Below are 23,112 nucleotides of genomic sequence, written 5' to 3'. Positions count from 1 at the left end.
CATGAGCGCTGCACAGGCCCCGCGCATTGCCGCGATCGTGCACGACCACAGTGGCGAGCCCGATGGATTGCTGGCTGCGTTCGCCGCGCGCCAGCTGGCCGCCGGCGTGCGTGTGCGCGGGCTGGTGCACCTGCCGCACGAACCCACCGCCAACGGCAAGCGCATGGCGCTGATGGACGTGACCGATCCGGGTTCGCGCTATCCGATCAGCCAGGCGCTGGGCCGGGCCTCATGCGGCTGCAACCTGGATCCGGGCGGCATTGCCGATGCCAGCGTGGTGCTGCGCCGTGCCCTGCAGGAACCGGCCGGGCTGGCCATCGCCAACCGTTTCGGCACGCTGGAATCGGAAGGCGGTGGCATGGCCAGCGAGCTGCTGGCCTTGATGATGGCCGACATCCCGCTGCTGACCGCGGTGAAGCTGCCCTACCTGGATGCGTGGCGTGCGTTCACCGGTGGCATGGCGGTCGAGCTTGCCGCCGACGATGCCGCCCTGCAGGCCTGGTGGGATGCCTGCCGCTGTGCACCGGACGCTGCCGTATGAGGCGGCGCGCCCTGCTGCAGGCCTTCGCGCTGGCGCCCTTGCTGGTGGCCAGTACGGAACTGCTGGCGATGCCTGCCCAGCGCGTGCTGCGGCTGGGCGCACCCAAAGCCACTCCGAAGCGCGTATTCGCCGCCGGCCCACCGGCGGCCGTGCTGCTGGCTGCGGTGGCGCCCGAGTGCCTGCTGGGCTGGCCGATGAAGGTCTCGCCCGAAGCACTGGCGCAGTTGCCAGCCGCGCTGCGCGGCCTGCCGGTGGTCGGCCGCCTGGCCGGCCGTGGCAGCACGGTCAGCCTGGAACGCCTGCTGTCGATGCAGCCAGACCAGGTGGTGGACGCCGGTGATTTCGACGCCAACTACCGCGATGCGGCCGAGCGCGTCTGGCAGCAGACCGCCATCCCCTTCGAACTGATTGCCGGCCGCCTGCCCGACCACCCGGCACAGCTGCGCCATGTGGGCAGGCTGCTGGGCGTGCCCGCGCGCGGCGAGGCCCTGGCCAAGGCCGCCGACGCCCAGTTGGCACTGGTACGCGACGTGCTGGCCACGCGCCCGGCGGCCTCGCGGCCGACCGTGTACTACGGGCGCGGCAGCGACGGCCTGGAAAGTGGCCTGTCCGGCTCGATCAACACCGAAGTCATCGAATTCTGCGGTGGCCGCAATGTCGCCGCCAGCGCAGGCGCCGGTGGCCTTGCACGCGTGTCCTTCGAACAGCTGCTGGCCTGGGACCCGGACGTGATCCTCACCCAGGATGCTGGGTTTGCCGCACGCGCTGCGCAGGACCCGCGCTGGCGTGCCCTGCGCGCCGTCCGCGAGCACCGCCTGCATTGCGCGCCGGTGCTGCCGTTCGGCTGGCTGGATGGCCCGCCCGGGGTGAATCGCCTGCCCGGCCTGCCGTGGCTGCTGTCCCGGCTGCATCCGGCAGCAACCCCAGCGCTGGCGCCGGCCGCGCTGCGCACGCGCATCAGCGCATTGCACCAGCTGTTGTGGGGGCAGCCGCTGCCTGCCGACATCGCACGCAGCCTGGATCCGCGCGGCTGATGGTACGCACGCTTCCGCGCTGGGCCTGGCATGTGGGGGGATGGGCGTTGTTGCTGGCGCTGGTGCTGCTGGCGTTCTCGGTCGGCCAGTTTCCGGTCAAGCCCGGCGCCTTGATGCAGGCCATCGGCTGGCAGTTGTTCGGCATCGGCGAACCCAGTGCGCCGGCCGTGCAGGCCGCGCTATGGCATATCCGCCTGCCGCGCGTGCTGGCCGCCGTGCTGATCGGTGCCGTGCTGTCGGCCGCCGGTGCTGCCTACCAGGCCATGTTCCGCAATCCCCTGGTGTCACCGGATATCCTGGGTGTGTCGGCCGGTGCCGGCCTGGGTGCCTCGCTGGGGCTTTTCCTCGGCCTGCCCATGCTGCTGGTGCAGGGCTTTGCCTTCGCCGGTGGATTGGCTGCGGTGGGCCTGGTCTGCATGGTGGCCGCGCTGGTGCGCCGCCACGACCCGGTACTGGTCCTGGTGCTGGCCGGGGTGGCCGTGTCCGCGCTGCTCGGCGCGGGCATCTCGCTGCTGAAACTGCTGGCCGATCCCTATACCCAGCTGCCGTCCATCACCTTCTGGCTGCTGGGCGGATTGAACGCGGTGGTGACCGACGATCTGTGGGTGACCGCGCCGCTGCTGCTGGTCGGCCTGCTGCCGCTGGTGCTGCTGCGCTGGCGGGTCAACCTGCTCGGCCTGGGAGACGAAGAGGCCAGCGCGCTAGGCGTAGCGGTCATGCCGCTGCGCTGGATCCTGATCGCCGCGGCCACCCTGTGCACTGCGGCTGCCGTTTCGCTGGCGGGCATCATCGGCTGGGTCGGGCTGGTGGTCCCGCATATCGCACGCCTTCTGGTGGGAGCCGACTTCCGCCGCCTGCTGCCGGCCAGCCTGCTGCTCGGCGCCAGCTTCCTGCTCGCCGCCGACACGCTGGCGCGCACGCTGGCACCGATCGAACTGCCGCTGGGCATCCTCACAGCGTTCGTCGGCGTGCCCTGTTTCCTGCTGGTGCTGGCCCGCAGCGAGCGCCGCCCATGACCGCCGCCGCGCCCTTGCTGGAAGCACGCCATCTGGTCATCGGCCATGCCGGGGTCGGCCTGGGTGCGCCGTTCGCGGTGTCCGTGCAGGCCGGCGAAGTGCTGTGCCTGCTGGGCCCCAATGGCTGCGGCAAGACCACGCTGTTCCGCACCCTGCTCGGCCTGTTGCCCGCGGTGGCCGGTGAAGTGCGGCTGCAGGACCGCCCGCTGCGCGAGCACGACCGCGCCACCCGCGCACGCCGCATCGCCTACGTGCCCCAGGCCTCACCCCTGCCCTTCGCCTGGCGCGTGCGCGAGGTGGTGGCCATGGGCCGCGCCGCCCATCTGGGCCTGCTGGCCGCGCCGGGTCGCGCCGACGAAGCCATCGCCGATGACTGCCTGCGCGAACTGGGCCTGCAGGCGCTGGCCGAGCGCACGGTCACCACGCTCAGCGGTGGCGAGCGCCAGCTGGTGCTGATTGCCCGCGCCCTGGCCCAGCAGGCGCAACTGCTGGTGATGGATGAACCCACCGCCAGCCTGGATTTCGGCAACCAGCTGCGCATCCTCGATACCGTGCGCGGCCTGGCCGGGCGCGGCATCGGCGTGCTGCTCTCCACCCACCAGCCACAACACGCGCTGCAGGTGGCCGACCGCATCGCCCTGATGTCCGCCGGCAGCCTGCAGGCCCTGGGCCCGGCGCGCGATGTTGCCACCCCTTCGCGGCTGGCCGCACTGTACGGCGTTGATGCCGCACAGGTGGCCGCTGCACTCCCTGCGTCTGGAGCTTTACCGTGAACACCCCGCTGCCTGCACCGATCGACCACGCCGCCCGTTACCACCAGCACCTGCTGGCCTGCGGCTTCCAGCCCAAGCCGGCAAGTGCGTGGGATGCGCGCGCCGCGCAATCCAGCTGGAAGCGCCGGCATGACGACTACAGCGATGCCTTCCTGGCCCGCCTGGATCTGGGCAGCGTGGCCACCGTGCTGGATGTGGGCTGCGGACCTGGCCTGCTCAGCCTGCCGATCGCCAGGCAGGTGGGCCACGTGCATGCGCTGGACTACAGCAGCGGCATGCTGGAAGGACTGCGCACGGCCATCGAAGAGAACGACCTGGACAACATCACGCCGTGGGCGCTGTCCTGGAGTGACGATTGGCAGGCGGTGCCGCGCTGCGACCTGGCCATCGCCTCGCGTTCGCTGATGGTGCCCGATCTTGAAGCGGCGCTGCGCAAGCTGGATGCGCACGCGCGCCAGCGTGCCTGCATCACCTTTGCCACCGGCCCACGCGCCGGTGTGCCGGAACTGGCCGACCTGCTGGGCCGCGACTGGGTGCCGATGCCGGACCATCGCTACCCCATCAACATGCTGCTGGACATGGGCCGCGACCCGCAGGTGGACTACCTGCCCGAATCAGTGCGCGACGTGGCCCAGGATGCCGACGGCCTGGTGCGGCAGGCGGCGGAACTGTTCGGTGCGCTGGATGCGGACGAGGAAGGACGCGTGCGCGCCTGGCACGCGCGCTCGCCGCAGCATCGCTTCGGCATGGCGCCGACACGGCGCTGGGCGTTCATCCAGTGGGCAACTGGCCGCTGAGATCCATCTGTAGAGCCGAGCCCACGCTCGGCTGCTGTTGTCCTTCTGTAGAGCCGAGCCCACGCTCGGCTGCTGTTGGCGACAGCGCGGAAGGCAGCCGAGCATGGGCTCGGCTCTACAGTTGCAGGTCACTCACCGACGATGCGGCCATCCACCACGCGGGCGACCTGCTGGCCGAACACTTCGACATCGCGCGGGTCGTGGCTGATCAGCAGCAACGGAATGCCGGTCTCATCCAGCACGGCTTCCAGTTCCTGGCGCAGATGCTGGCGCAGGTCATGGTCCAGGGCGGCGAAGGGTTCATCCAGCAGCAGCGCCTGCGGCTGGGTCACCAGCGCCCGCGCCAGCGCGGTGCGCTGGCGTTGGCCACCGGACACCTGCGACGGCAGCAGATCAGCCACATGGTCGATGCGGAAGGCCTGCAGCCAGCGCTCCACTGCTTCGATGCGCGCACCCCGGCGTGGATTGAACCAGCCGCGCTCCAGCCCGAACGCCACGTTCTGGCGCACGCTCAGGTGCGGAAACAGCGCATAGTCCTGGAACACATAGCCCAGCCTGCGCCGCTGCGGTGCCAGGTTCACCCCGGCAACGCTGTCGAACAAGGTCTGCCCCTGCAGGCGCACGTGGCCGCGCCACGGCCGCAGCAGCCCGGCCACCGCTTTCAACGTCAGGCTCTTGCCTGCGCCCGAGGGGCCGAACAGCACCACCTGGCGCTGCGTGCACTGCAGCGACACGTCCAGCACGAACTGCTGGCTGGCCGCGTGCATCGGCCGGTGCACCTGCAGATCAAGCCACATCGCGCAGCTCCTGGCGGCGCCCACCCACCAGCCGCGCGGCCAGCAGCAGGATCACGATGCACACCACCGACGTCAGGATCACCAGCGCGTTGGCCCGGCCATCCTGGCCCGCCTGCACCGCCTCGTAGATGGCGATGGACAGGGTCTGCGTGCGCCCGGGAATGCTGCCGGCCACCATCAGCGTGGCGCCGAACTCGCCCATCGCCCGCGCGAACGCCAGCAGCAGCCCGGCCAGGATGCCGCGCCAGGCCAATGGCAGGGTCACGCGGAAGAACACCGCCGCTTCAGACACACCCAGCGTACGCGCGGCATTCTCGAGCTGGCCATCCACGCCTTCGAACGCTGCCCGCGCCGGCTTGAACACCAGCGGCAGCGATGCGATGGCCGCGGCAATCACCGCTGCCTGCCAGGTAAACACCAGGTTGATGCCGAACCACGCCTGCAGCCATTCACCGATGGGGCCGTTGCGGCCGATCAGCACCAGCAGGTAGTAGCCCAGCACCGTCGGTGGCAGCACCATCGGCAGGGTGAGCAGCGAATCCAGAAGCTCGCGGCCGGGAAAACGCTTGCGCGCCAGCAGCGCGCCCAACGCCACGCCCAGCACCAGATTGATCGCGGTGGCCCAGCCAGCCACCTTCAGCGACAGCCCCAGTGCGCTCCAGTCGAGGTCCATTCCTCAGGGCTTGCCGAATCCGTGCCTGGCCAGGATCGCCTGGCCCTGCGCCGAGCGCACGAAGGCGGTGAAGCGCTTGGCTTCGGCCGGCTGCGGGCTGGCCTGGATCACCGCCAGCGGATAAGCGATGCGACCGGATACAGGCACCTCGAAGGCGCGGCGGACGCGGTCAGGCATGGCCTGCGCATCGGTGGCGTAGACAAAGCCGGCATCCACTTCGCCACGCGCCACGTAATCCAGCGACTGGCGCACGTTCTGCGTGGTGATGGTCTTGCCCTGCACTGCCGTCCACAGCCCGGCCTTTTCCAGCGCGCCCTTGGCATAGCGGCCCACCGGCACGCTGTCCGGGTTGCCCAGCGCGATGCGCTGCACACCCGCACCGGCCAGGTCCTTCAGCGCACGCGGCGCAGCCTTGGCCTGCGGCGGCACCACCACCCACAGCGCGTTCACCGCGAACACTTCACGGGTACCGGCGGCCAGCAGCTTCTGCTGCCCGGCCTGGTCCATGGTGGTTTCGTCGGCCGAGGCGAATACATCCACCGGCGCGCCGCGGCTGATCTGCTGCAGCAGCACGCCAGAGGCGGCGAAGTTGAAATCGACCTTGGTGCCCGGGTGCGCTTTCTCATACGCCGCGCCCAGTTCCCGGAAGCTCTCGGTCAGGCTCGATGCCGCCGACACCGTCAGGTCGGCCGCCCACGCCGGCATCGAAGCCAGCGCTCCCAGCAACAACAGTCCTGCACGCTTCATCATCGGCTCCGGGTTGGATTCAGTTCGGTTCGGATTCATCGGCCACCGCCAGGGCGGCCAGACGCTCGGGTTGCAGCAACAGGATCTCGCGCTGCTTGACCGCGATCACGCCGTCATCGCTCAAGCGCCGCAGCACGCGGCTGGCGGTTTCCGGCGCCATGCGCAGGTAGTTGGCGATCTCGGTGCGGGCCATGGTCAGGTTGAAGCGCGTCGCGGAGAAGCCGCGGCGCGCATACCGCTCGGACATGTCCACCAGGAAGGCGGCCATGCGCTCTTCGGTACGGTGGTTGGCGGCAAGCGTGGCAACCTTGCCGATCTCCGCGCTGAGCAGGCTGAACAGCTTGGCCTGCAGCCCCGGCATGCGGGTGGCCAGCAGGCTCAGCTTGGGAAAGGAGATGCGGCACAGGTGCACGGTGTCCAGCGCCACCGCATTGCAGGGGAAACGCGAACCGTGGATGGCATTGAGGCCGATCACTTCGCCGGGCAGGCTGAAACCGAGCACCTGTTCGTTGCCCTGGCTGTCATCGACGAAGGTCTTGACCATGCCCGCGCGCACCGCGGCGATGGAATCGAAGTGCTCCCCGGCGCGGAAGATGTAGTCACCGGCGTGGAATGGCCCCACGTGGTCGACCAGCACATGCAGATCGCCCAGTGCGGTCTTGTCATACCCCTGCGACATGCAGGCATCGGAAAACGCACAGGTGCTGCAGAAGTGCAGCGCATCGCCGTCATCGGCGGCGGCGGGATTGGGCGTGGCCTGGCCGAGGCGGCCGTGGGTGGGCGGATTCGAAGACATCGAAGCAACACTCAAGCGATGGCGGCCGCCGGCCGGAAGCATGCGGCCATCATACGCCACAGCAGGCGGCCTTCTTCGGCCAGGCGGAGCACCCGCGCATCCCAGTGCGCCCAGCCGCGTGCCAGCAGCGGGTCCAACGCCGGCAGCGTATCGGCAAAGCACGCTTCGAACGGGATCCCGTTGCGCCATTCGAATGCAGCAGCGTCCACCGAATGGTCGCAGGCGATGCTCTGCGCCACCTCCGCCGACAGCGTTTCCTGTTCAGACAGGATCAGGCCAGCGGTCACGCCCAGGTGGCCGGACTGCAGGCGCGCCTGCCAGCGCGGCAGGTCGTCTTCCAGGCGGTAGAACACTTCGCCGATCTGGCTGTAGGCCGACAGCCCCAGGCCGATGAAGTCGCTGCGGTCACGGCGCGGCACACCGGCCAGATCGCAATGGCGCTGGCCATCACCGGGCCCGTTCGGGTCCGGCAGGTCACCGCGCTGGTAGTGGTCACCACCGATGGCCACGTAACCGGCGTCGCGCAGCAGCCGCCATGCCTGCAACCACTGCCCTGCCGCCGGATCGGCCGGCATCGCGCAGGGCGCAGGCAGCAGCACCCGCTCGGGCGCCTCGGCCAGCACCTCGTGCACGCGTTCGATGAAGCCGCCATCGTCCATCGACGGCACCCGCAGCTGGTAGTAGCGCGCAGTGAAGCCCACCTGGCGCGACTGCGCCAGCAGGGTCGGCCCGGGCGCCTCGGCACGGTCGATCACGTTCAACCGCGTGCATCCCACCGCACGCAGCTGGGCGGGCGAAAGCGCACTGCCGGCATCCAGGCGCACTTCCACCTGGGGCCGTGCCACGGTGCGCAGGTGCTGCGGCACCGCGTCCAGCAGCTGGCCCAGATCGCCCGGTGGCAGTACCTCGGCCAATCCCAGCTGCAGCACCATCGCTACCACTTCGCGGTCTTCGGCCAGCACATCGGCCTGTCGCCGCAGCGCGGTCAGCAGCGTATCCAGATAGGGCGCGGCGGCGTCCACCTGCCCCGCCCGGCCGGCCTGGAAACCCAGGGTCAGCCCGCGCGGGATCAGATGTTCATTGCTGGCACGCACGGCCACACGCCAGCCGCTTTCGCCGAAGCCGGCGGTGAACTGGTCGGCCGCCGGAAACAGCACATGGCGCGGCTGCTGCAGCAATGCAGCCTGCAGTGCGGCGCCCTCGCTTGCATCAACAGTGGAGGTCATGGCGGACATGTTCGGGCGCTCCTCTCTGCATGGCCCTGATTGAAATCAAGCGTGGTGCATCTGCGGATTCATGCCGGCCAGCGGCCGGCACTACCCTTCACCGGCCGCGTGCGCGTTCGGCTGCTGCGGCGTCGATGGCTTCGGGCAGGTCGGTTTCCTGGTCGATCTGCGGGAAGCGGCGGCGTTCCATGCGGCGGATCGCGAAGTGCATCCACGCCAGTGCCGTGGCCACCAGCACGAACAGCAGCATGAAGCAGCTGCTCCAGATGCCGACCGCATCGTTCAGTGCGCCGAACACGATGGGCAGGATGAAGCCGCCCAGGCCACCGATCATGCCCACCACGCCGCCCACCGCGCCCACATGCTGCGGGTAGTACACCGGAATGTGCTTGTAGACCGCCGCCTTGCCCAGCGACATGAAGAAGCCCAGCACGAACACCAGCACGGTGAACATCACCACGCCGATGGCCAGGTGGAAGTGGATCGGGCCATGGATGCCCTTCACCACGTATTCGGTATCCGGGTAGGCCAGCAGGAAGGTACAGATGGCCGATACACCGAAGGTCCAGTACATCACCCGCCGTGCGCCCATCCTGTCCGACATCCAGCCGCCCACCACGCGGAACAGGCTGGCCGGAATCGAGTAGCAGGCCGCCAGCATGCCGGCGTGGCCCACGTCCATGCCGTAGGCACCCACCAGGTAGTGCGGCAGCCACAGTGCCAGGGCCACGAAGCCGCCGAACACGAAGAAGTAGTACAGCGAGAACCGCCACACCTGCAGGTTCTTCAGCGGCGCCATCTGTTCGGCGAACGGCACCGGCTTGACGCCCGCGCGGCGCCGCTGCTCCAGCGACGGGTCCTCCTTGCTGAACAGGAAGAACAACACTGCGGTCACCGCCAGCGCCACCGCCCACACCTTGGCCACCATGGTCCAACCTGCGGCCACCATCACCAGCGGCGCCAGCAGCTTGGTCACCGCCGAACCGATGTTGCCCGCACCGAAGATGCCCAGTGCCGTGCCCTGCTTGCTGGCCGGGAAGAACTTGGACACATAGGCCACGCCCACCGAGAAATTGCCGCCGGCGATGCCTACGCACAGCGCAGCGAACAGGAACTGGGTGTAGGTGTGGGCGTAGGTCAGCATCCAGGTGGCTGCTGCACCGCAGAGCATCACCAGCACCATCACCTTGCGGCCGCCGAACTGGTCCGACCAGATGCCAAGGAACACGCGGCTGATCGAGCCGGTCAGCACCGGGGTGGCGATCAGCAGGCCGAACTGTGTGTCGTTCAGGCCCAGCTGCTCGCTGATCTGGATGCCGATGATCGAGAAGATCATCCACACCGCAAAGCACACGGTGAATGCGAAGGTGCTCAGCCACAGCGCACGCTGTTGCTGCCCGGCACTGGCGGGGGCAAGGGCCTGGTTCATGGCATGTCCTTTTTCAGGGTGGGGTCAGCCGTTGCCGGCGTCGGCTTCGGCTTCGATCTGGTCCAGCCCGCGTACCGGGTAGCGTTCCTGCAGCTGCAGCAGGTAGGCCTGCACCTCGCGCTGGCGCACCTGCAGTTCCAGGTAGTCGCGGATCTGCGGCAGCACCACGTCGAAGGGCTGCGGCTGGCCATCCTCGCGGCCGTCGATGCAGACCACGTGGTAGCCCCAGCGCGACTCCACCGGGAAGCCGGCCAGGCCTTCGCGCAGGCGGAACACCTGCCGATCGAACTCGGGCGTGGTCTGCCCACGCTGCAGCCAGCCCAGGTCGCCGCCTTCGCTGCTGGAGGGGCAGCGCGAGTGGCGCAGGGCGAAATCGGCAAACAGGTGCGGGGCCATCTTCAGCTCGGCCACCAGCCGCTCGCCTTCGGTGCGCGCGGCCAGGCGCCCGGCCACGTCATCGGCCGGTGCCGCCAGCAGGATGTGGCGCAGGCGCACGCGGTCGGGCGAACGGAAACGGTCCGGGTTCTGTTCGAAGTAGCGCTGGCAGTCCGCATCGGTCGGCACACGGTCTTCGATGGCATCCTCCAGCAGCTGCTGGATCAGCACTTCCTCATCGCTCACCCGGTTGCCTTCCGGTGCCTGCAGGCCCAGGCGCTGCACCTCCAGCCGCAGCAGTTCGCGCACCACCAGCGCACGCGCCGCTTCGGCACGCGACTGTTCCGGGCGCATTGCCCGGTGGTGCTGCATCTCCCGGGCGATGTCCGCTTCGCTGATGGCGGTGTCGTCCACGAACAGCCGGCATGGCGCCGGCTGCCCCAGCGAGCGCGGGCCCTGCTCGGCCGCGTCGTGGTGGTGCGAATGGGCCTCGGCGGGCACCGGTGCGGCGGAATCGATCACCGTGATCGGCAGGAACTTCGGCAGGCTGCCCATGGCTTACTCCCTCGGCCCGTAGCGCAGCGGCGCCTGGCGGCGGCGCACCACCTGGTACGGTCGCCACAGGTAGCTGATCGGAATGCTCCACACATGCACCAGGCGGGTGAACGGCGCGATCAGGAACAGGGTCAGGCCCAGGAAGATGTGCATCTTGTAGACCCAGCTGACGCCCTCGATGTAATCGGCGGCGCCGGCACGGAAGGTCACGATGTGCTGCGCCCACTCGGCCAGCTGCACCATCACCCCGCCATCCAGGTGGCCGGACGAGATGCGGATGCTGTACAGGCCCAGGCACAGCTGGGCAAACAGCAGCACCAGCACCAGGGTGTCACCGAAACTGCCAGTGGCACGCACGCGGGCATTGAACAGGCGGCGCACCAGCAGGATGCTGATGCCGATGAAGCACAGCGCGCCGAACACGCCGCCCACCACCATCGCCAGCATCTGCTTCTGCGAGGACGTGATGAAGTGCTCATACACCGCATGTGGGGTCAGCAGGCCCACCAGGTGGCCACCCAGGATGGCCAGGATGCCGATGTGGAAACAGTTGCTGCCGATCCGCATGCCCTTGTCCGACAGCATCTGGCTGGAACCGGTGCGCCAGGTGTACATGGCCTTGTCATAGCGGGCCCAGCTGCCGATCAGCAGCACCGCCACGGCGATGTACGGGTAGTACTGGAACGCGAACTGGTGAAGGTAGTAGTTCATGGCTGGACCTCTCGGTGCACGGGACGGCCGGGCGAGCGCGTCGGTGGCTTGCAGTCTTCAGAAGGAGCCTCGGCACCGAAGCGCACCGCCTCCTCTTCCCACAACCGGTCCATCGCTTCGGCCGTATCGTCGCGGGGTTCTTCGCTGGCGCGTTGCCGCAGCGCCTCCAGGTTGACCTTGCCGTCGCCGGCCTCCACCAGGATCTCCAGCAGCGGCACGTGCGGCAGTTCACGTTCGGCCGCACGCGCGGCCAGCATGCCGGCGATATGGCCGATGTGGTGCAGCCATTCGCGGGCCTCTTCCTGTGGCCGGTGGGCCAGGAATTCCAGCAGCAGCGGCAGATAGTCCGGCAGTTCGCGCGCATCCAGCTCGAAGCCGTTGCGGCGGTAGGTCTCCACCAGATCGACCATGGCCTGGCCGCGGTCGCGCGATTCGCCGTGGATGTGTTCAAACAGCAGCAGGCTCATCGAACGGCCACGGTCGAACGTGGCCAGCCAGGCGGCCTGGGCATCCAGCGGGTCGCTGTCCAGCAGCTGCTGCACGAAGCCACGCAGCTGCCTGCGGCGGGTTGCCGTCAACGCGGCCTGGTCACAGGCAGCCAGCAGTTCGTCGCCGTGCTGCCACAGTTCATCGCGGGGGTAGTCAAGCAGCACCCCTACCAGTTTCAGGACGCTCATTCGACCACCTCCTTGCGGCGCTGGTGGTTGGGCCCGTTGTTCACCACGAAGCTGGTGGTCTTGCGCTGGCCGAACAGGTCGGCCGGGCTGTCACCATTGCAGCCGTTGCCGAAGGTGAAGCCGCAACCGCCACGTTCACCGAAGGCGTCATTGGCGTACTCGCGGTGCCCGGTGGGAATCACGAAACGGTCCTCGTAGTTGGCGATGGCCAGGTAGCGGTACATCTCCTCCACCTGGGCAATGCTCAGCCCGGTCTGGTCCAGCACGGCGGTGTCCTCCACGCCGTCCACGTTCTTGGCCCGGCGCCAGGCCCGCATGGCCATCAACCGTTCCAGCGCGCGCACCACCGGCGCTTCGTCACCGGCGGTCAGCATGTTGGCCAGGTAGCGCACTGGAATGCGCAGCGAGGCCACGTCCGGCAGCTCGCCGCTCATGCCCACCCGGCCACGTTCGGCCGCCGACTGGATGGGTGACAGCGGCGGCACGTACCAGACCATCGGCAGCGTGCGGTATTCCGGGTGCAGCGGCAGGGCCAGCTTCCAGTCGATGGCCAGCTTGTACACCGGCGACTGCTTGGCTGCTTCCAGCCAGCTGTCCGGAATGCCTTCCTTGCGCGCGGCGGCAATCACCGTCGGGTCGTTCGGGTCCAGGAAGATGTCCAGGTGGGCCTGGTACAGATCCTTCTCGGCGGCCACCGAAGCAGCCTCGGCAATGCGGTCGGCGTCGTACAGCATCACGCCCAGGTAGCGGATGCGGCCCACGCAGGTTTCCGAACACACCGTCGGCTCGCCCATCTCGATGCGCGGGTAGCAGAAGATGCACTTTTCCGACTTGCCGCTCTTCCAGTTGTAATAGATCTTCTTGTACGGGCAGGCCGACACGCACATGCGCCAGCCGCGGCACTTGTCCTGGTCGATCAGCACGATGCCGTCTTCCTCGCGCTTGTAGATCGCGCCCGACGGGCACGCCGATACGCACGCCGGGTTCAGGCAGTGCTCGCACAGGCGCGGCAGGTACATCATGAAGGTCTTTTCGAAGGCGCCGTAGATCTCCTTCTGCACCTGGTCGAAGTTGTAGTCGCGCGAGCGCTTGCTGAACTCCGAACCCAGGATTTCCTCCCAGTTCGGGCCCCACTCGATCTTCTGCATGCGCTCGCCGCTGATCAGCGAACGCGGCCGCGCGGTGGGCTGGTGCTGGCTGTCCTTGGCGGTGTGCAGGTTCTGGTAGTCGAAATCGAACGGCTCGTAGTAATCGTCAATCTGCGGCAGGTCGGGGTTGGCGAAAATCTTGGCCAGCATGCGCCAGCGCCCGCCGGCGCGCGGCACCAGCTTGCCGGCGCGGGTACGCACCCAGCCGCCATTCCACTTGTCCTGGTTTTCCCATTCCTTGGGGTAGCCGATGCCCGGCTTGGTTTCCACGTTGTTGAACCAGGCGTACTCGACGCCCTCGCGCGAGGTCCAGACGTTCTTGCAGGTGATCGAGCAGGTATGGCAACCGATGCACTTGTCAAGGTTCAGCACCATCGCGATCTGTGCACGGACCTTCATCACACCACCTCCTTGCTGGCCGACACGGAAGCGCCCGCGGGCTGTTCATCGTCCAGCCAATCCACCTTGTCCATCTTGCGTACGATCACGAACTCATCGCGGTTGGTGCCGCAGGTGCCGTAGTAGTTGAAGCCATAGGCCAGCTGCGCGTAGCCACCAATCATGTGGGTGGGCTTGAGCACGATGCGGGTGACCGAGTTGTGGATGCCGCCGCGGGTGCCGGTGATCTGCGAGCCCGGCACGTTGATGATGCGTTCCTGGGCGTGGTACATCATCGCCATGCCCGGCATCACCCGCTGGCTGACCACCGCACGGGCAGCGATCGCGCCGTTGACGTTGAACAGCTCGATCCAGTCGTTGTCGACGATGCCCGCACTGCGCGCGTCATCCTCGCTGATCCATACGATCGGGCCGCCACGCGACAGCGTCTGCATGATCAGGTTGTCGCTGTAGGTGCTGTGGATGCCCCACTTCTGGTGCGGGGTGATCCAGTTCAGCACGATCTCCTTGTTGCCGTTCGGGCGCTGGTTCAACAGCGGCTCCACCGTGCGGGTGTTGACCGGCGGGCGGTAGCTCATGAAGGCCTCGCCGAAGTCGATCATCCACTCATGGTCCTGGTAGAACTGCTGGCGGCCAGTCACCGTGCGCCACGGAATCAGCTCGTGCACGTTGGTATAGCCGGCGTTGTAGCTCACGTTGTCATCTTCCAGGCCCGACCAGATGGGCGAGGAAATGATCTTGCGCGGCTGCGCCTGGATGTCACGGAAGCGGATCGCCTCGTGTTCCTTGCCTACCGCCAGGTGGGTGTGCTCGCGGCCGGTGAAGGTACCCAGCGATGCCCAGGCCTTCACTGCCACATGGCCGTTTGTTTCCGGGGCCAGGTGCAGGATCACTTCGGCCGCATCGATGGCGGTGGAGATGGCCGGGCGGCCCTGGCTGACGCCTTCGTCGTGCACGGTGTGGTTGAGCTTGCCGAGGAATTCGATCTCGTGCTTCGTATCCCAGCTCATGCCCTTGCCGCCGTTGCCCAGCTTGTCCAGCAGCGGGCCCAGCGAGGTGAACTTGCGGTACAGATTCGGGTAATCGCGTTCGACCACCGTCATCGACGGCATGGTCTGGCCGGGGATCGCCTCGCACTCACCCTTCTTCCAGTCGGCCACACCAAACGGCATGCCCAGTTCGTTGGGCGTGTCATGCAGGGTCGGCACCAGCACCAGGTCCTTTTCCACGCCCAGCACGCCCGGCGCCATCTCGCTCACCGTGCGCGCCACGCCCTTGAAGATGTCCCAGTCACTGCGCGATTCCCAGGCCGGGTCCACCGCCTTGGACAGCGGGTGGATGAACGGGTGCATGTCCGAGGTGTTGAGATCGTCCTTCTCGTACCAGGTGGCCGTGGGCAGCACGATGTCCGAATACAGCGCGGTGGTGCACATGCGGAAGTCGAGCGTGACCAGCAGGTCCAGCTTGCCTTCCGGGGCTTCATCGTGCCACTTCACTTCCTGCGGCTTGATCGCGCCCATTTCGCCCAGGTCCTTGCCCTGCAGGCCGTGGCGGGTGCCCAGCAGGTGGCGCAGCATGTACTCGTGGCCCTTGCCCGAAGAGCCCAGCAGGTTCGAGCGCCAGATGAACATCATGCGCGGGTGGTTCTGCTGCGCGTCCGGGTCGGCGAAGGCGAAGTCCAGCGAACCATCCTTGAACTTGCCCAGCGCGTAATCGGCCGGGGCCACGCCGGCCGCTTCGGCCTCGCGCACCAGCTGCAGCGGGTTGCGGTCCAGCTGCGGGGTGCTGGGCAGCCAGCCCATGCGCACCGCACGCAGGTTCAGGTCGGCCAGGCTACCGCTGTACTTGCTGGCGTCGGCCAGCGGTGACAGCAGTTCGTCCACCTGCAACTTCTCGTAGCGCCACTGCCCGGTGTTGAAGTAGAAGAACGAGGTGCCGTTCATGTGCCGCGGCGGGCGGCTCCAGTCCAGGCCGAACGCCAGCGGCTGCCAGCCGGTCTGCGGGCGCAGCTTTTCCTGGCCCACGTAGTGCGCCCAGCCGCCCCCGGTCTGGCCCACGCAGCCACACATGATCAGCATGTTGATCAGGCCGCGGTAGTTCATGTCGTTGTGGAACCAGTGGTTCATGCCCGCGCCGACGATGATCATCGAACGGCCGTGGGTCTTGTCGGCGGTGCGGGCGAACTCGCGCGCGATCTCGATCACTTCGCCGCGCGACACGCCGGTGATGCGCTCCTGCCAGGCCGGCGTGCCCGGCACCATGTCGTCGAAGCTCGATGCCACGTTGTCGCCACCAAAGCCACGGTCCACGCCGTACTGGGCCAGCAGCAGGTCGTAGACCGTGGCCACCATGGTGTCGCCGCCGCCGGCCAGGGCCAGGCGGCGCACCGGAATGTTGCGCTCAAGCACGTCATCGGCCGGCGCGGCGGTCCAGCCGTCGGTCTCGATGCCGCCGAAGTACGGGAAGCTGACCGCTTCGATGCCCTCGTTGCCTTCGGCCAGGCTCAGCCGCAGGCGGGTATCGGCGCCGTTGCTTTCCTTTTCCTCGATGTTCCACTTGCCCTTCTCGCCCCAGCGGAAACCGATCGAGCCGTTGGGCACCACGATCTGGCCGCTGGTCTCGTCATAGGCCAGGGTCTTCCAGTCAGGGTTGTTGGCTTCACCCAGGCCACCCAGTTCGCTGGCGCGCAGGAAGCGCCCCGGCACCAGGCGGCCATCGTCACGGCGCTCCAGGCGCACCAGCATCGGCATGTCCGAATACTGGCGGCAGTAGTCCTGGAAGTACTGCGAGGGCGAATCCACATGGAATTCGCGCAGGATCACGTGGCCGAAGGCAAAGGCCAGTGCCGCGTCGGTACCCTGCTTGGGGTGCAGCCAGTGGTCGGTCAGCTTGGCCAGCTCGGAATAGTCCGGGCAGATCGCCACCGTCTTGGTGCCGTTGTAGCGCGCCTCGGTGAAGAAGTGCGCATCCGGCGTGCGCGTCTGCGGCACGTTCGAGCCCCAGGCGATGATGTAGCGGCTGTTGTACCAGTCGGCCGATTCGGGCACGTCGGTCTGTTCGCCCCAGATCTGCGGCGAGGCCGGCGGCAGATCGCAGTACCAGTCATAGAAGGACAGGCAGGCGCCGCCCAGCAGCGACAGGTAACGCGCACCGGCGGCGTAGGACACCATCGACATGGCCGGAATGGGCGAGAAGCCCACCACGCGGTCCGGGCCGTACTGCTTCACCGTGTACAGGTTGGAGGCGGCGATGATCTCGTTGGCCTCTTCCCACTGCAGGCGCACGAAGCCGCCCATGCCGCGGCGGGTCTTGTACGAGCGCGCCTTCTCCTTGTCCTCCACGATGCTGGCCCAGGCATCCACCGGCGCCATGCGCTTGCGCGCCTCGCGCCACAGCCGCAGCAGGGTGCCGCGGATCAGCGGGTACTTCAGGCGGTTGGCGCTGTACAGGTACCAGGAATAGCTGGCGCCACGCGGGCAGCCACGCGGTTCATGGTTGGGCAGGTCCGGGCGCGTGCGCGGGTAATCGGTCTGCTGGGTTTCCCAGGTGACCAGGCCGTTCTTGACGTAGATCTTCCAGCTGCACGAACCGGTGCAGTTCACCCCGTGGGTGGAGCGGACGATCTTGTCGTACTGCCAGCGCTGGCGGTAACTGTTTTCCCAGTCACGGCCCTCGCTCTTGGCAAAACCATGGCCATCGGCAAAGGTCTGGGGGTCACGCTTGAAGAACTGCAAGCGATCAAGGAAATAACTCATCGTGGATCTCCCTTTGCGGACATCGGCATCGTGGCTGGAGTGTTCATTGGCTTCGGTGCATTGCTCGGGTTGTCAGCGTGACTGCCCCTAGCAGGGGGTTTCAGCACCGCGCCGGTAGTACCACCACCAGGTCACGGCCAGGCAGGTGAAGTAGAAAGCGATGAATCCGTACAGCGCCATGTCGGGGCTGCCGGTCAAGGTGATGGACGAGCCGTAGCTCTTGGGAATGAAGAAGCCGCCGTAGGCACCGATGGCACCGGAGAACCCGACCACCGCCGCCGATTCGATCGCGGCCTGGTGGCCTGCGGCGGCCTTGCCTTCGGCGGTTTCCCCGGCCGACCAGCGCTCATGCAGGGTGCGGAAGATGACCGGGATCATGCGGAAGGTGGTGCCGTTGCCGATGCCACTGAGCACGAACAGCGCCATGAAGCTGAGCAGGAACCCGTAGAAGTTGCCGCCCTGGCCATGGCTGGGCAGGAAGTACAGCACCCCGAACACCGCCGCGATCATCAGCGCGAAGACCCAGAAGGTCAGGCGCGCACCGCCCCAGCGGTCGGCCATGCTGCCGCCTACCGAGCGCATCAGCGCGCCCAGCAGCGGGCCGATGAAGGCGTAGGCCAGCGGGTTCACATCCGGGAACTGGCTCTTGACCAGCATCGGGAAGCCGGCCGAGAAGCCGATGTAGGAACCGAAGGTGCCGATGTACAGCCAGCACATCAGCCAGTTGTGCTTGCGGCGGAAGATCACCGCCTGTTCGGCGAACGAAGAGCGGGCACTGGTCAGGTCGTTCATGCCGAACCAAGCCGCGACGGCGCAGACCACGATGGCCGGTACCCAGATGAAGCCCGCGTTCTGCAGGTACAGCGCTGCCCCGCCCTCCACTGCCAGCTGCGGCGCGCCACCCAGCGCACCGAACACGCCCACGGTGATCACCAGCGGGATGACCGCCTGCGCCACCGACACGCCCACGTTGCCCAGGCCCGCGTTCAGGCCCAGCGCCAGGCCCTGCTTCTGCTTGGGGTAGAAGAAGGAAATGTTGGACATGGACGAGGAGAAGTTCGCCCCGCCGAAACCGCACAGGATCGCGATCACCACGAACACCCAGTACGGGGTGGCCGGGTTCTGCACCGCAAAGCCCAGCCAGATCGTCGGCGCCAGCAACGAAGCGGTGGACAGCGCCGTCCAGCGGCGGCCGCCGAAGATCGGAATCACGAAGGAATAGAAGATGCGCAGCGTCGCGCCGGACAGGCTGGGCAGCGCCACCAGCCAGAACAGCTGGTCGGTGCTGAAGCCGAAGCCGATCTTCGGCAGGCTGATGGTCACCGCCGAGAACAGCACCCAGACAGAGAAGGCCAGCAGCAGCGACGGGATGGAAATGACCAGGTTGCGGGTGGCGACCCGCTTGCCGGTGCGCTCCCAATAGCCGGCGTCTTCCGGCGCCCAGTCGCTGATGACGCGGCCTGGGCTGGCAGTGCTTCGGACAACAGGATCGCTACCAACGGTCATACATGGCTCCAGGGCTGTGGAATGACGTGGGTACTGCTTTCAAGTTGTAACCCGTCGTCATGGGCCTCATTAGGCCCGCACCGTGCAACGACGGGGTTGATCTGGATCAATCAGGGGCGGGTTTCCACCCTGCCCCTGACAAATGTCAAACCGGTGACTCGGTACTGCTGCGGCGGGTCACCCCGCGCTGGCGCACGCTGTCCCGCACGTCCACATCGAACTGCAGCTGCAGCGTGGTGCCGTCATCCAGGTACAGCGCAAAGCCCAGCCCATCACGGCACGGCAGGCGCCCGGCCAGGGCGTCCACCGCTTCGCGCGGCAGCACCAGCCTGCAGTAGGTGCCGCCATCGAGCAGCACGGCCTGATCGCCGCCATGCAGCGATACCGCCGTACCCCAGCCGCCACTGCCGCCGAAACGGGTCAGGTTCTCGACCGATTCGCCGGCCAGCAGCCGGGCCAGCTCGGCCTCGTCCAGGCGCAGGCGCATGGCCTGTTCTTGCAGCTGCACCTTCATGAGGCCACATCCTCCCATTGGGTGGGGGTATTGCAGTTGACCAGGGCGCTTTCGTCGGCATGGGCCAGGCGCACGGCATGGGCGCCCAGGCGGTGTTGCAGGGCCTGCAGGGAGCGCGGGCCAAGAGGATCGTGGATCATGGATTCAAGGACATTACGACTTTCATTGTCCACATTAAACAGCATTGGAAGCGGATGACCGTCATAGATCGTGCACGGGCCGCGATGCGCGTCACGCAGTTGCTGAAGCAGTTGGGGTGTCAGCCGGGGCGTATCCACCGGCACCACCCAGGCCGGCCCGTCCGGCATCTGCAGGGCCACGCTGTACAGCCCCCCCAACGGCCCGCAGCGGGTCACCCGGTCAGGAATGCCATCAAAGGCCGGGTAGCGGCCGCTGACCCAGACCCGCTCGGCCCCGGCCAGCTTGAGCAGGCCACGCATGTGTTCCAGCAGGATGCGCCCCTGCCAGGGCAGCATGGCCTTGTCGCGCCCCATGCGGCTGGACAGTCCGCCGGCCAGCACGATGCCGGACACCGGCGCGTTCATGGTGGCGCCACGCGCGGGGTTGTCGAGGCGGCCAAGGGGACCGGGAAGGCCGCATCCACGCATGGCGTGGATCTACTGATCGTGGGCGTGGGCATGGTCATGCGCCGGCGTGTCGTCGGTGTGGCACAGACTGCAGCCTTCGGTCCATTCGCTGTCGCCGTCCTGGTAGTGCTCCTGCTTCCAGATGGGGCACTGGTGCTTGACCGCCTCGATCAGCTGCCGGCAGGCGCGGAAGGCCTCGTCCCGGTGCGGGCTGCCCGCCGCCACTACCACCGCCACCTCGCCCACCGCCAGCCGGCCCTTGGCGTGGGCCACATACAGTTTCAGCTTCGGCCCGTAGGCGGCCTGCACCTCGGCGGCCAGGCGCTGGATCTCGTTCAGCACCAGCGGTTCGAACAGGTCGTAGCTGATGCCCAGCACCGGCCGGCCCTGGTTGAGGTCGCGCACCTTGCCGATGAACACGTCAATGCCGCCGAAGCCGGGGTCGGATACCGCGGCGATGCCCTCGGACGCATCAATGGCCGCCTGCGCGCGGTCCACCACCTTCGCAATCGTGGGATGGCTCATCTCAACCCCCACTCACCGGCGGCAGGATCGCCACCCGGCCATCGGCCGGCAGCGCCTCGTGGTCGCGCAGCACCCGCTGCTGGTCGGCAAAGGCCGAGTAATCCAGCAGGCCGGCGCGGAAGCCCGGCCAACGCACCGGCAGCAGCTCGCGCAGCGCCTGACGCAGATCGGCAACGGTGCCCCCGGCCACATCCACCGCGATCTCGCGGCTGGCGTCCAGATCGGAAAACGCACCGAACAACTGCAGATTCACCTGTTTCATCATGACTCCTGGCCCACCAGCTGCACCGGTTCGTGGTGACCCCAGCCCTGAACACGCACATAGGTCCCGGCTGCGGCCAGGTTGCCCTCGGCCTCCAGCACCACCCAGGCGTTGGCGTGCAGCATCGACATCAAACGGAAAGACTCCTGGCCGGACAGCACGCGCGCGCTCAGGCGCCCCTGCTCATCGACCTCCACCCGCGCGCGGGCGTGGAAGCGCAGCCCTTCGGGCTTGCGTACATCAGCCTGCAACGGCAGCTGCAGCGCGGCTTCCGGGTCCAGGCCCAGCAGCCGGCGCAACACCGGTTCAACGAAGAAACGCTGGCCCACCGCAGCCGATACCGGGTTGCCCGGCAGGCCGAAATACAGCGCGCCGCCGGGCAGCACCGCAAACAGCAGCGGCTTGCCGGGGCGGATGGCCACCTTGTGGAAGATGATGCGGGCACCGCGGCCGCGCAGGGCATCGGGCACGAAGTCATAGCGCCCGGCGGACACCGCACCGGTGCTGATCAGCAGCTGCGCGCCTGCATCCAGGGCCTGGTCCAGCACGGCATTGAAGGCGTCTACATCGTCGCCCACCGTGCCCTGCCAGACCACCTCGGCACCGGCGGCCTGCAGCCGGCCCACCAGGTAAGGACGGTTGCTGTCACGGATCTGCCCCGATTCCAGCGCCTGCGCCGCCTCGGTCACCAGTTCCTTGCCGGTGGCGATCACCGCCGCCCTGGGCCGCGCCACCACCGCCACCTCGCCCACGCCGATGGCGTGCAGCAGGGTGCGTGCATTGATGTCCAGCACCTGGCCGGCGTGCAGTACGCGTTCACCTTCGCGCACATCCTGGCCGCGCAGGCGCACGTGATGGCCGGGCTTGACCTCCGCACGCAGGGCGATCCGGGTCGGGCGGCCTTCGTGGCTCTGCAGGATGTCCACCTGCTCCACCGGCACCACCGTATCCAGGCCGGCCGGCATGCGCGCGCCGGTCATGATTTCCCAGGCGCCCTCGCCGCCCACGGCGCCGGCATCACCGGCCGCCTGCCAGCCCTGCACCGCCAATTCGGTGCCGCTGGCGAACACCGTGCCGTCGGCGCGCAGCGCGAAACCATCCATCGCCGAATTGTCGAACGGCGGCAGCGACTGCGCGCTGATGATGTCCGTGGCCAGGGTACGGCCTGCGGCCTCGTGCAGGGGCAGGCGCTCGGCCGGCAGTGCCGAAGCCGCGGCCAGCAGGTGCTGCAGCGCTTCACTGTAGGGAATCATGCGGCGCTCCCAGGGCCGTGGTCACCGCCGCCGACCATCGCCAGCGCGTGGCCCAGCACCGGTGCCAGGATGTCCAGGCACTGGGCTGCGGCACGCGGGCTGCCCGGCAGGGCGAACACCAGCAGGTCACCCAGCTGCACTACCTCCGCGCGGCTGAGCCAGGCCATGGGCGTGTGCTGCGCGCTCAGCGCGCGCACCATCTGTGCCAGCCCATGCACCGGGCGGGCATCCAAGGAACGCAGCGCTTCCGGCGTCAGGTCGCGCGGGCCGAGGCCGGTGCCACCCGTGCACAGGCACAGGCGCACACCGCTGTCGGCCAGCGCACGCAGGCGGCTGGCCAGCGGCTCGATGCCGTCCGGCAGCACCTCGGCCGCCACCACGTCGCCGCCCAGTTTCTGCAGCCCGGCCACCAGCGTCGGGCCGGATTCATCGGCATAGGTGCCCTCGCTGGCGCGGTCACTCAGGGTCAGCACGGCGCAGCGCGCGCCTTCCAGACCCTTCGGTGCGCGCGGCTTGAAGCGGGCGCGCTCGGCCTCGTCCATGCCATCGGGGTGCAACCAGACCCCACGCTTGCCGCCTTCCTTGAACAGCAGGCGGATGCCCTCGATGCGCAGGGCCGGCTCCACCGGCTTGCTCAGGTCGTACAGGGTCAGCAGGGCCGCGTTCACCCCGGCCAGGGCCTCCATCTCCACGCCGGTGCGCGCCTCGCTGGCGCACTCACACCACACGCGGATCGCCTGCCGCTCCGGCACCGGCGCGCAGAACACCTGCACCAGTTCAAGCGGCAGCGGGTGGCACAACGGCATCAGCATCGAGGCCATCTTCGCCCCCTGCAGGCCGGCGATCTCGGCCATCACCAGCGCATCGCCCTTGGGCAGGCGGCGCTCGACGATCAACGGGTAGGCCACCGGCCCGGCATGCAGTTCGCCCACCGCCACCGCGCGGCGGCGGGTGATGCGTTTGTCGCGGACATCGGCCATGTGGAAGGCCGCATTCAATTCCCCGGTCATGGTGTT

General features: G+C 67.9%; 23 protein-coding genes. 5 read left to right on the top strand and 18 right to left on the bottom strand.

The genetic code is table 11. From position 1 onward, the window contains the following. Window position 1: 1 nt before the first annotated feature. Genes ACM2ZB_RS03085 through ACM2ZB_RS03065 form a run of 5 tightly spaced genes read left to right on the top strand, consistent with a single transcriptional unit; the run spans window position 2 to window position 4,161 of the window. Window positions 2-541, top strand: coding sequence for a DUF2478 domain-containing protein (locus ACM2ZB_RS03085; RefSeq protein WP_416057380.1), 540 nt, complete (start codon window positions 2-4; stop codon window positions 539-541). After that, window positions 538-1,575, top strand: coding sequence for an ABC transporter substrate-binding protein (locus ACM2ZB_RS03080; protein ID WP_416057379.1), 1,038 nt, complete (start codon window positions 538-540; stop codon window positions 1,573-1,575). Before ACM2ZB_RS03085 ends, ACM2ZB_RS03080 begins: the two co-directional genes overlap by 4 nt. Beyond that, window positions 1,575-2,591, top strand: coding sequence for a FecCD family ABC transporter permease (locus tag ACM2ZB_RS03075; RefSeq protein WP_416057378.1), 1,017 nt, complete (start codon window positions 1,575-1,577; stop codon window positions 2,589-2,591). Before ACM2ZB_RS03080 ends, ACM2ZB_RS03075 begins: the two co-directional genes overlap by 1 nt. Next, window positions 2,588-3,364 (top strand): ABC transporter ATP-binding protein, encoded by a 777-nt coding sequence (locus ACM2ZB_RS03070; RefSeq protein WP_416057377.1) that lies wholly within the window; start codon window positions 2,588-2,590, stop codon window positions 3,362-3,364. Before ACM2ZB_RS03075 ends, ACM2ZB_RS03070 begins: the two co-directional genes overlap by 4 nt. Then, entirely contained in the window at window positions 3,361-4,161 is an 801-nt protein-coding gene (locus tag ACM2ZB_RS03065; protein WP_416057376.1) for a class I SAM-dependent methyltransferase, read from the top strand. Before ACM2ZB_RS03070 ends, ACM2ZB_RS03065 begins: the two co-directional genes overlap by 4 nt. A 128-nt stretch (window positions 4,162-4,289) precedes the next feature. Here ACM2ZB_RS03065 and ACM2ZB_RS03060 read toward each other — a convergent pair whose 3' ends face one another. The 18 genes from ACM2ZB_RS03060 to moaCB form a co-directional block, all read right to left on the bottom strand. Next, a complete protein-coding gene (locus ACM2ZB_RS03060; RefSeq protein WP_416057375.1) occupies window positions 4,290-4,958 on the bottom strand; it encodes a sulfate/molybdate ABC transporter ATP-binding protein in 669 nt (222 codons plus the stop codon). Beyond that, window positions 4,948-5,631, bottom strand: a complete 684-nt coding sequence (gene modB, locus ACM2ZB_RS03055; RefSeq protein ID WP_416057374.1) for a molybdate ABC transporter permease subunit — start codon at window positions 5,629-5,631, stop codon at window positions 4,948-4,950. Before modB ends, ACM2ZB_RS03060 begins: the two co-directional genes overlap by 11 nt. Window positions 5,632-5,634: 3 nt before the next feature. After that, a complete protein-coding gene (gene modA, locus ACM2ZB_RS03050; protein ID WP_416057373.1) occupies window positions 5,635-6,378 on the bottom strand; it encodes a molybdate ABC transporter substrate-binding protein in 744 nt (247 codons plus the stop codon). A 19-nt stretch (window positions 6,379-6,397) separates the two neighbouring features. Then, window positions 6,398-7,174 carry a helix-turn-helix domain-containing protein gene (locus tag ACM2ZB_RS03045; protein ID WP_416057372.1) on the bottom strand — a complete coding sequence of 259 codons (777 nt, stop codon included), beginning with the start codon at window positions 7,172-7,174 and terminating at the stop codon, window positions 6,398-6,400. An 11-nt stretch (window positions 7,175-7,185) separates the two neighbouring features. Then, window positions 7,186-8,400, bottom strand: coding sequence for a coproporphyrinogen III oxidase (locus ACM2ZB_RS03040; RefSeq protein WP_416058611.1), 1,215 nt, complete (start codon window positions 8,398-8,400; stop codon window positions 7,186-7,188). A gap of 97 nt (window positions 8,401-8,497) precedes the next feature. Continuing rightward, complete coding sequence (locus ACM2ZB_RS03035) at window positions 8,498-9,829, bottom strand: nitrate/nitrite transporter (protein ID WP_313435818.1); 1,332 nt, start codon at window positions 9,827-9,829, stop codon at window positions 8,498-8,500. Between the two features lie 24 nt (window positions 9,830-9,853). Then, entirely contained in the window at window positions 9,854-10,759 is a 906-nt protein-coding gene (locus tag ACM2ZB_RS03030; protein WP_416057371.1) for a peptidylprolyl isomerase, read from the bottom strand. Between the two features lie 3 nt (window positions 10,760-10,762). Further along, window positions 10,763-11,470 (bottom strand): respiratory nitrate reductase subunit gamma, encoded by a 708-nt coding sequence (narI, locus tag ACM2ZB_RS03025; RefSeq protein WP_079222084.1) that lies wholly within the window; start codon window positions 11,468-11,470, stop codon window positions 10,763-10,765. Beyond that, on the bottom strand, window positions 11,467-12,147 hold the full coding sequence (narJ, locus tag ACM2ZB_RS03020) for a nitrate reductase molybdenum cofactor assembly chaperone (RefSeq protein ID WP_313435814.1): 681 nt from the start codon (window positions 12,145-12,147) through the stop codon (window positions 11,467-11,469). Before narJ ends, narI begins: the two co-directional genes overlap by 4 nt. Beyond that, on the bottom strand, window positions 12,144-13,694 hold the full coding sequence (gene narH / locus ACM2ZB_RS03015; protein WP_416057370.1) for a nitrate reductase subunit beta: 1,551 nt from the start codon (window positions 13,692-13,694) through the stop codon (window positions 12,144-12,146). Before narH ends, narJ begins: the two co-directional genes overlap by 4 nt. Next, the gene (locus tag ACM2ZB_RS03010) at window positions 13,694-17,449 is read right to left on the bottom strand and encodes a nitrate reductase subunit alpha (RefSeq protein ID WP_416057369.1); all 3,756 of its coding nucleotides are present in this window, start codon (window positions 17,447-17,449) and stop codon (window positions 13,694-13,696) included. Before ACM2ZB_RS03010 ends, narH begins: the two co-directional genes overlap by 1 nt. Before the next feature lie 87 nt (window positions 17,450-17,536). Next, window positions 17,537-18,955 carry a NarK family nitrate/nitrite MFS transporter gene (locus ACM2ZB_RS03005; protein ID WP_416057368.1) on the bottom strand — a complete coding sequence of 473 codons (1,419 nt, stop codon included), beginning with the start codon at window positions 18,953-18,955 and terminating at the stop codon, window positions 17,537-17,539. Window positions 18,956-19,100: 145 nt separating this feature from the next. After that, window positions 19,101-19,469, bottom strand: coding sequence for a hypothetical protein (locus ACM2ZB_RS03000; protein WP_313435805.1), 369 nt, complete (start codon window positions 19,467-19,469; stop codon window positions 19,101-19,103). Beyond that, complete coding sequence (locus ACM2ZB_RS02995; RefSeq protein ID WP_416057367.1) at window positions 19,466-20,014, bottom strand: molybdenum cofactor guanylyltransferase; 549 nt, start codon at window positions 20,012-20,014, stop codon at window positions 19,466-19,468. The genes ACM2ZB_RS03000 and ACM2ZB_RS02995 overlap by 4 nt, the downstream gene beginning before the upstream one ends. Before the next feature lie 72 nt (window positions 20,015-20,086). Beyond that, complete coding sequence (locus ACM2ZB_RS02990; protein ID WP_416057366.1) at window positions 20,087-20,581, bottom strand: molybdenum cofactor biosynthesis protein MoaE; 495 nt, start codon at window positions 20,579-20,581, stop codon at window positions 20,087-20,089. Window position 20,582: 1 nt separating this feature from the next. Continuing rightward, entirely contained in the window at window positions 20,583-20,843 is a 261-nt protein-coding gene (locus tag ACM2ZB_RS02985; protein ID WP_416057365.1) for a MoaD/ThiS family protein, read from the bottom strand. Then, a complete protein-coding gene (gene glp / locus ACM2ZB_RS02980) occupies window positions 20,843-22,096 on the bottom strand; it encodes a gephyrin-like molybdotransferase Glp (protein WP_416057364.1) in 1,254 nt (417 codons plus the stop codon). The genes ACM2ZB_RS02985 and glp overlap by 1 nt, the downstream gene beginning before the upstream one ends. After that, window positions 22,093-23,106 (bottom strand): bifunctional molybdenum cofactor biosynthesis protein MoaC/MoaB, encoded by a 1,014-nt coding sequence (gene moaCB, locus ACM2ZB_RS02975; RefSeq protein ID WP_416058610.1) that lies wholly within the window; start codon window positions 23,104-23,106, stop codon window positions 22,093-22,095. Before moaCB ends, glp begins: the two co-directional genes overlap by 4 nt. Window positions 23,107-23,112 lie beyond the last annotated feature (6 nt).

This window comes from Stenotrophomonas maltophilia, assembly GCF_047782825.1.
In the GTDB taxonomy this organism is placed as follows: domain Bacteria; phylum Pseudomonadota; class Gammaproteobacteria; order Xanthomonadales; family Xanthomonadaceae; genus Stenotrophomonas.
Note: the sequence above shows the minus strand (reverse complement) of the source record. Positions and strands in the feature narration are given on the sequence as shown.

Bases quoted from the DNA above. Each gene is read 5' to 3' on its own strand.
- ACM2ZB_RS02985 (WP_416057365.1), bottom strand. From the start codon at position 20,843: ATGAAACAGGTGAATCTGCAGTTGTTCGGTGCGTTTTCCGATCTGGAC.
- ACM2ZB_RS02990 (WP_416057366.1), bottom strand. From the start codon at position 20,581: ATGAGCCATCCCACGATTGCGAAGGTGGTGGACCGCGCGCAGGCGGCC.
- narI (WP_079222084.1), bottom strand. From the start codon at position 11,470: ATGAACTACTACCTTCACCAGTTCGCGTTCCAGTACTACCCGTACATC.
- modB (WP_416057374.1), bottom strand. From the start codon at position 5,631: ATGGACCTCGACTGGAGCGCACTGGGGCTGTCGCTGAAGGTGGCTGGC.
- ACM2ZB_RS03030 (WP_416057371.1), bottom strand. From the start codon at position 10,759: ATGGGCAGCCTGCCGAAGTTCCTGCCGATCACGGTGATCGATTCCGCC.
- glp (WP_416057364.1), bottom strand. From the start codon at position 22,096: ATGATTCCCTACAGTGAAGCGCTGCAGCACCTGCTGGCCGCGGCTTCG.
- ACM2ZB_RS03075 (WP_416057378.1), top strand. From the start codon at position 1,575: ATGGTACGCACGCTTCCGCGCTGGGCCTGGCATGTGGGGGGATGGGCG.
- ACM2ZB_RS03035 (WP_313435818.1), bottom strand. From the start codon at position 9,829: ATGAACCAGGCCCTTGCCCCCGCCAGTGCCGGGCAGCAACAGCGTGCG.
- narH (WP_416057370.1), bottom strand. From the start codon at position 13,694: ATGAAGGTCCGTGCACAGATCGCGATGGTGCTGAACCTTGACAAGTGC.
- ACM2ZB_RS03085 (WP_416057380.1), top strand. From the start codon at position 2: ATGAGCGCTGCACAGGCCCCGCGCATTGCCGCGATCGTGCACGACCAC.
- ACM2ZB_RS03070 (WP_416057377.1), top strand. From the start codon at position 2,588: ATGACCGCCGCCGCGCCCTTGCTGGAAGCACGCCATCTGGTCATCGGC.
- modA (WP_416057373.1), bottom strand. From the start codon at position 6,378: ATGAAGCGTGCAGGACTGTTGTTGCTGGGAGCGCTGGCTTCGATGCCG.
- ACM2ZB_RS03010 (WP_416057369.1), bottom strand. From the start codon at position 17,449: ATGAGTTATTTCCTTGATCGCTTGCAGTTCTTCAAGCGTGACCCCCAG.
- moaCB (WP_416058610.1), bottom strand. From the start codon at position 23,106: ATGACCGGGGAATTGAATGCGGCCTTCCACATGGCCGATGTCCGCGAC.
- ACM2ZB_RS03060 (WP_416057375.1), bottom strand. From the start codon at position 4,958: ATGTGGCTTGATCTGCAGGTGCACCGGCCGATGCACGCGGCCAGCCAG.
- ACM2ZB_RS03080 (WP_416057379.1), top strand. From the start codon at position 538: ATGAGGCGGCGCGCCCTGCTGCAGGCCTTCGCGCTGGCGCCCTTGCTG.
- ACM2ZB_RS03000 (WP_313435805.1), bottom strand. From the start codon at position 19,469: ATGAAGGTGCAGCTGCAAGAACAGGCCATGCGCCTGCGCCTGGACGAG.
- ACM2ZB_RS02995 (WP_416057367.1), bottom strand. From the start codon at position 20,014: ATGAACGCGCCGGTGTCCGGCATCGTGCTGGCCGGCGGACTGTCCAGC.
- ACM2ZB_RS03045 (WP_416057372.1), bottom strand. From the start codon at position 7,174: ATGTCTTCGAATCCGCCCACCCACGGCCGCCTCGGCCAGGCCACGCCC.
- ACM2ZB_RS03005 (WP_416057368.1), bottom strand. From the start codon at position 18,955: ATGACCGTTGGTAGCGATCCTGTTGTCCGAAGCACTGCCAGCCCAGGC.
- ACM2ZB_RS03040 (WP_416058611.1), bottom strand. From the start codon at position 8,400: ATGACCTCCACTGTTGATGCAAGCGAGGGCGCCGCACTGCAGGCTGCA.
- narJ (WP_313435814.1), bottom strand. From the start codon at position 12,147: ATGAGCGTCCTGAAACTGGTAGGGGTGCTGCTTGACTACCCCCGCGAT.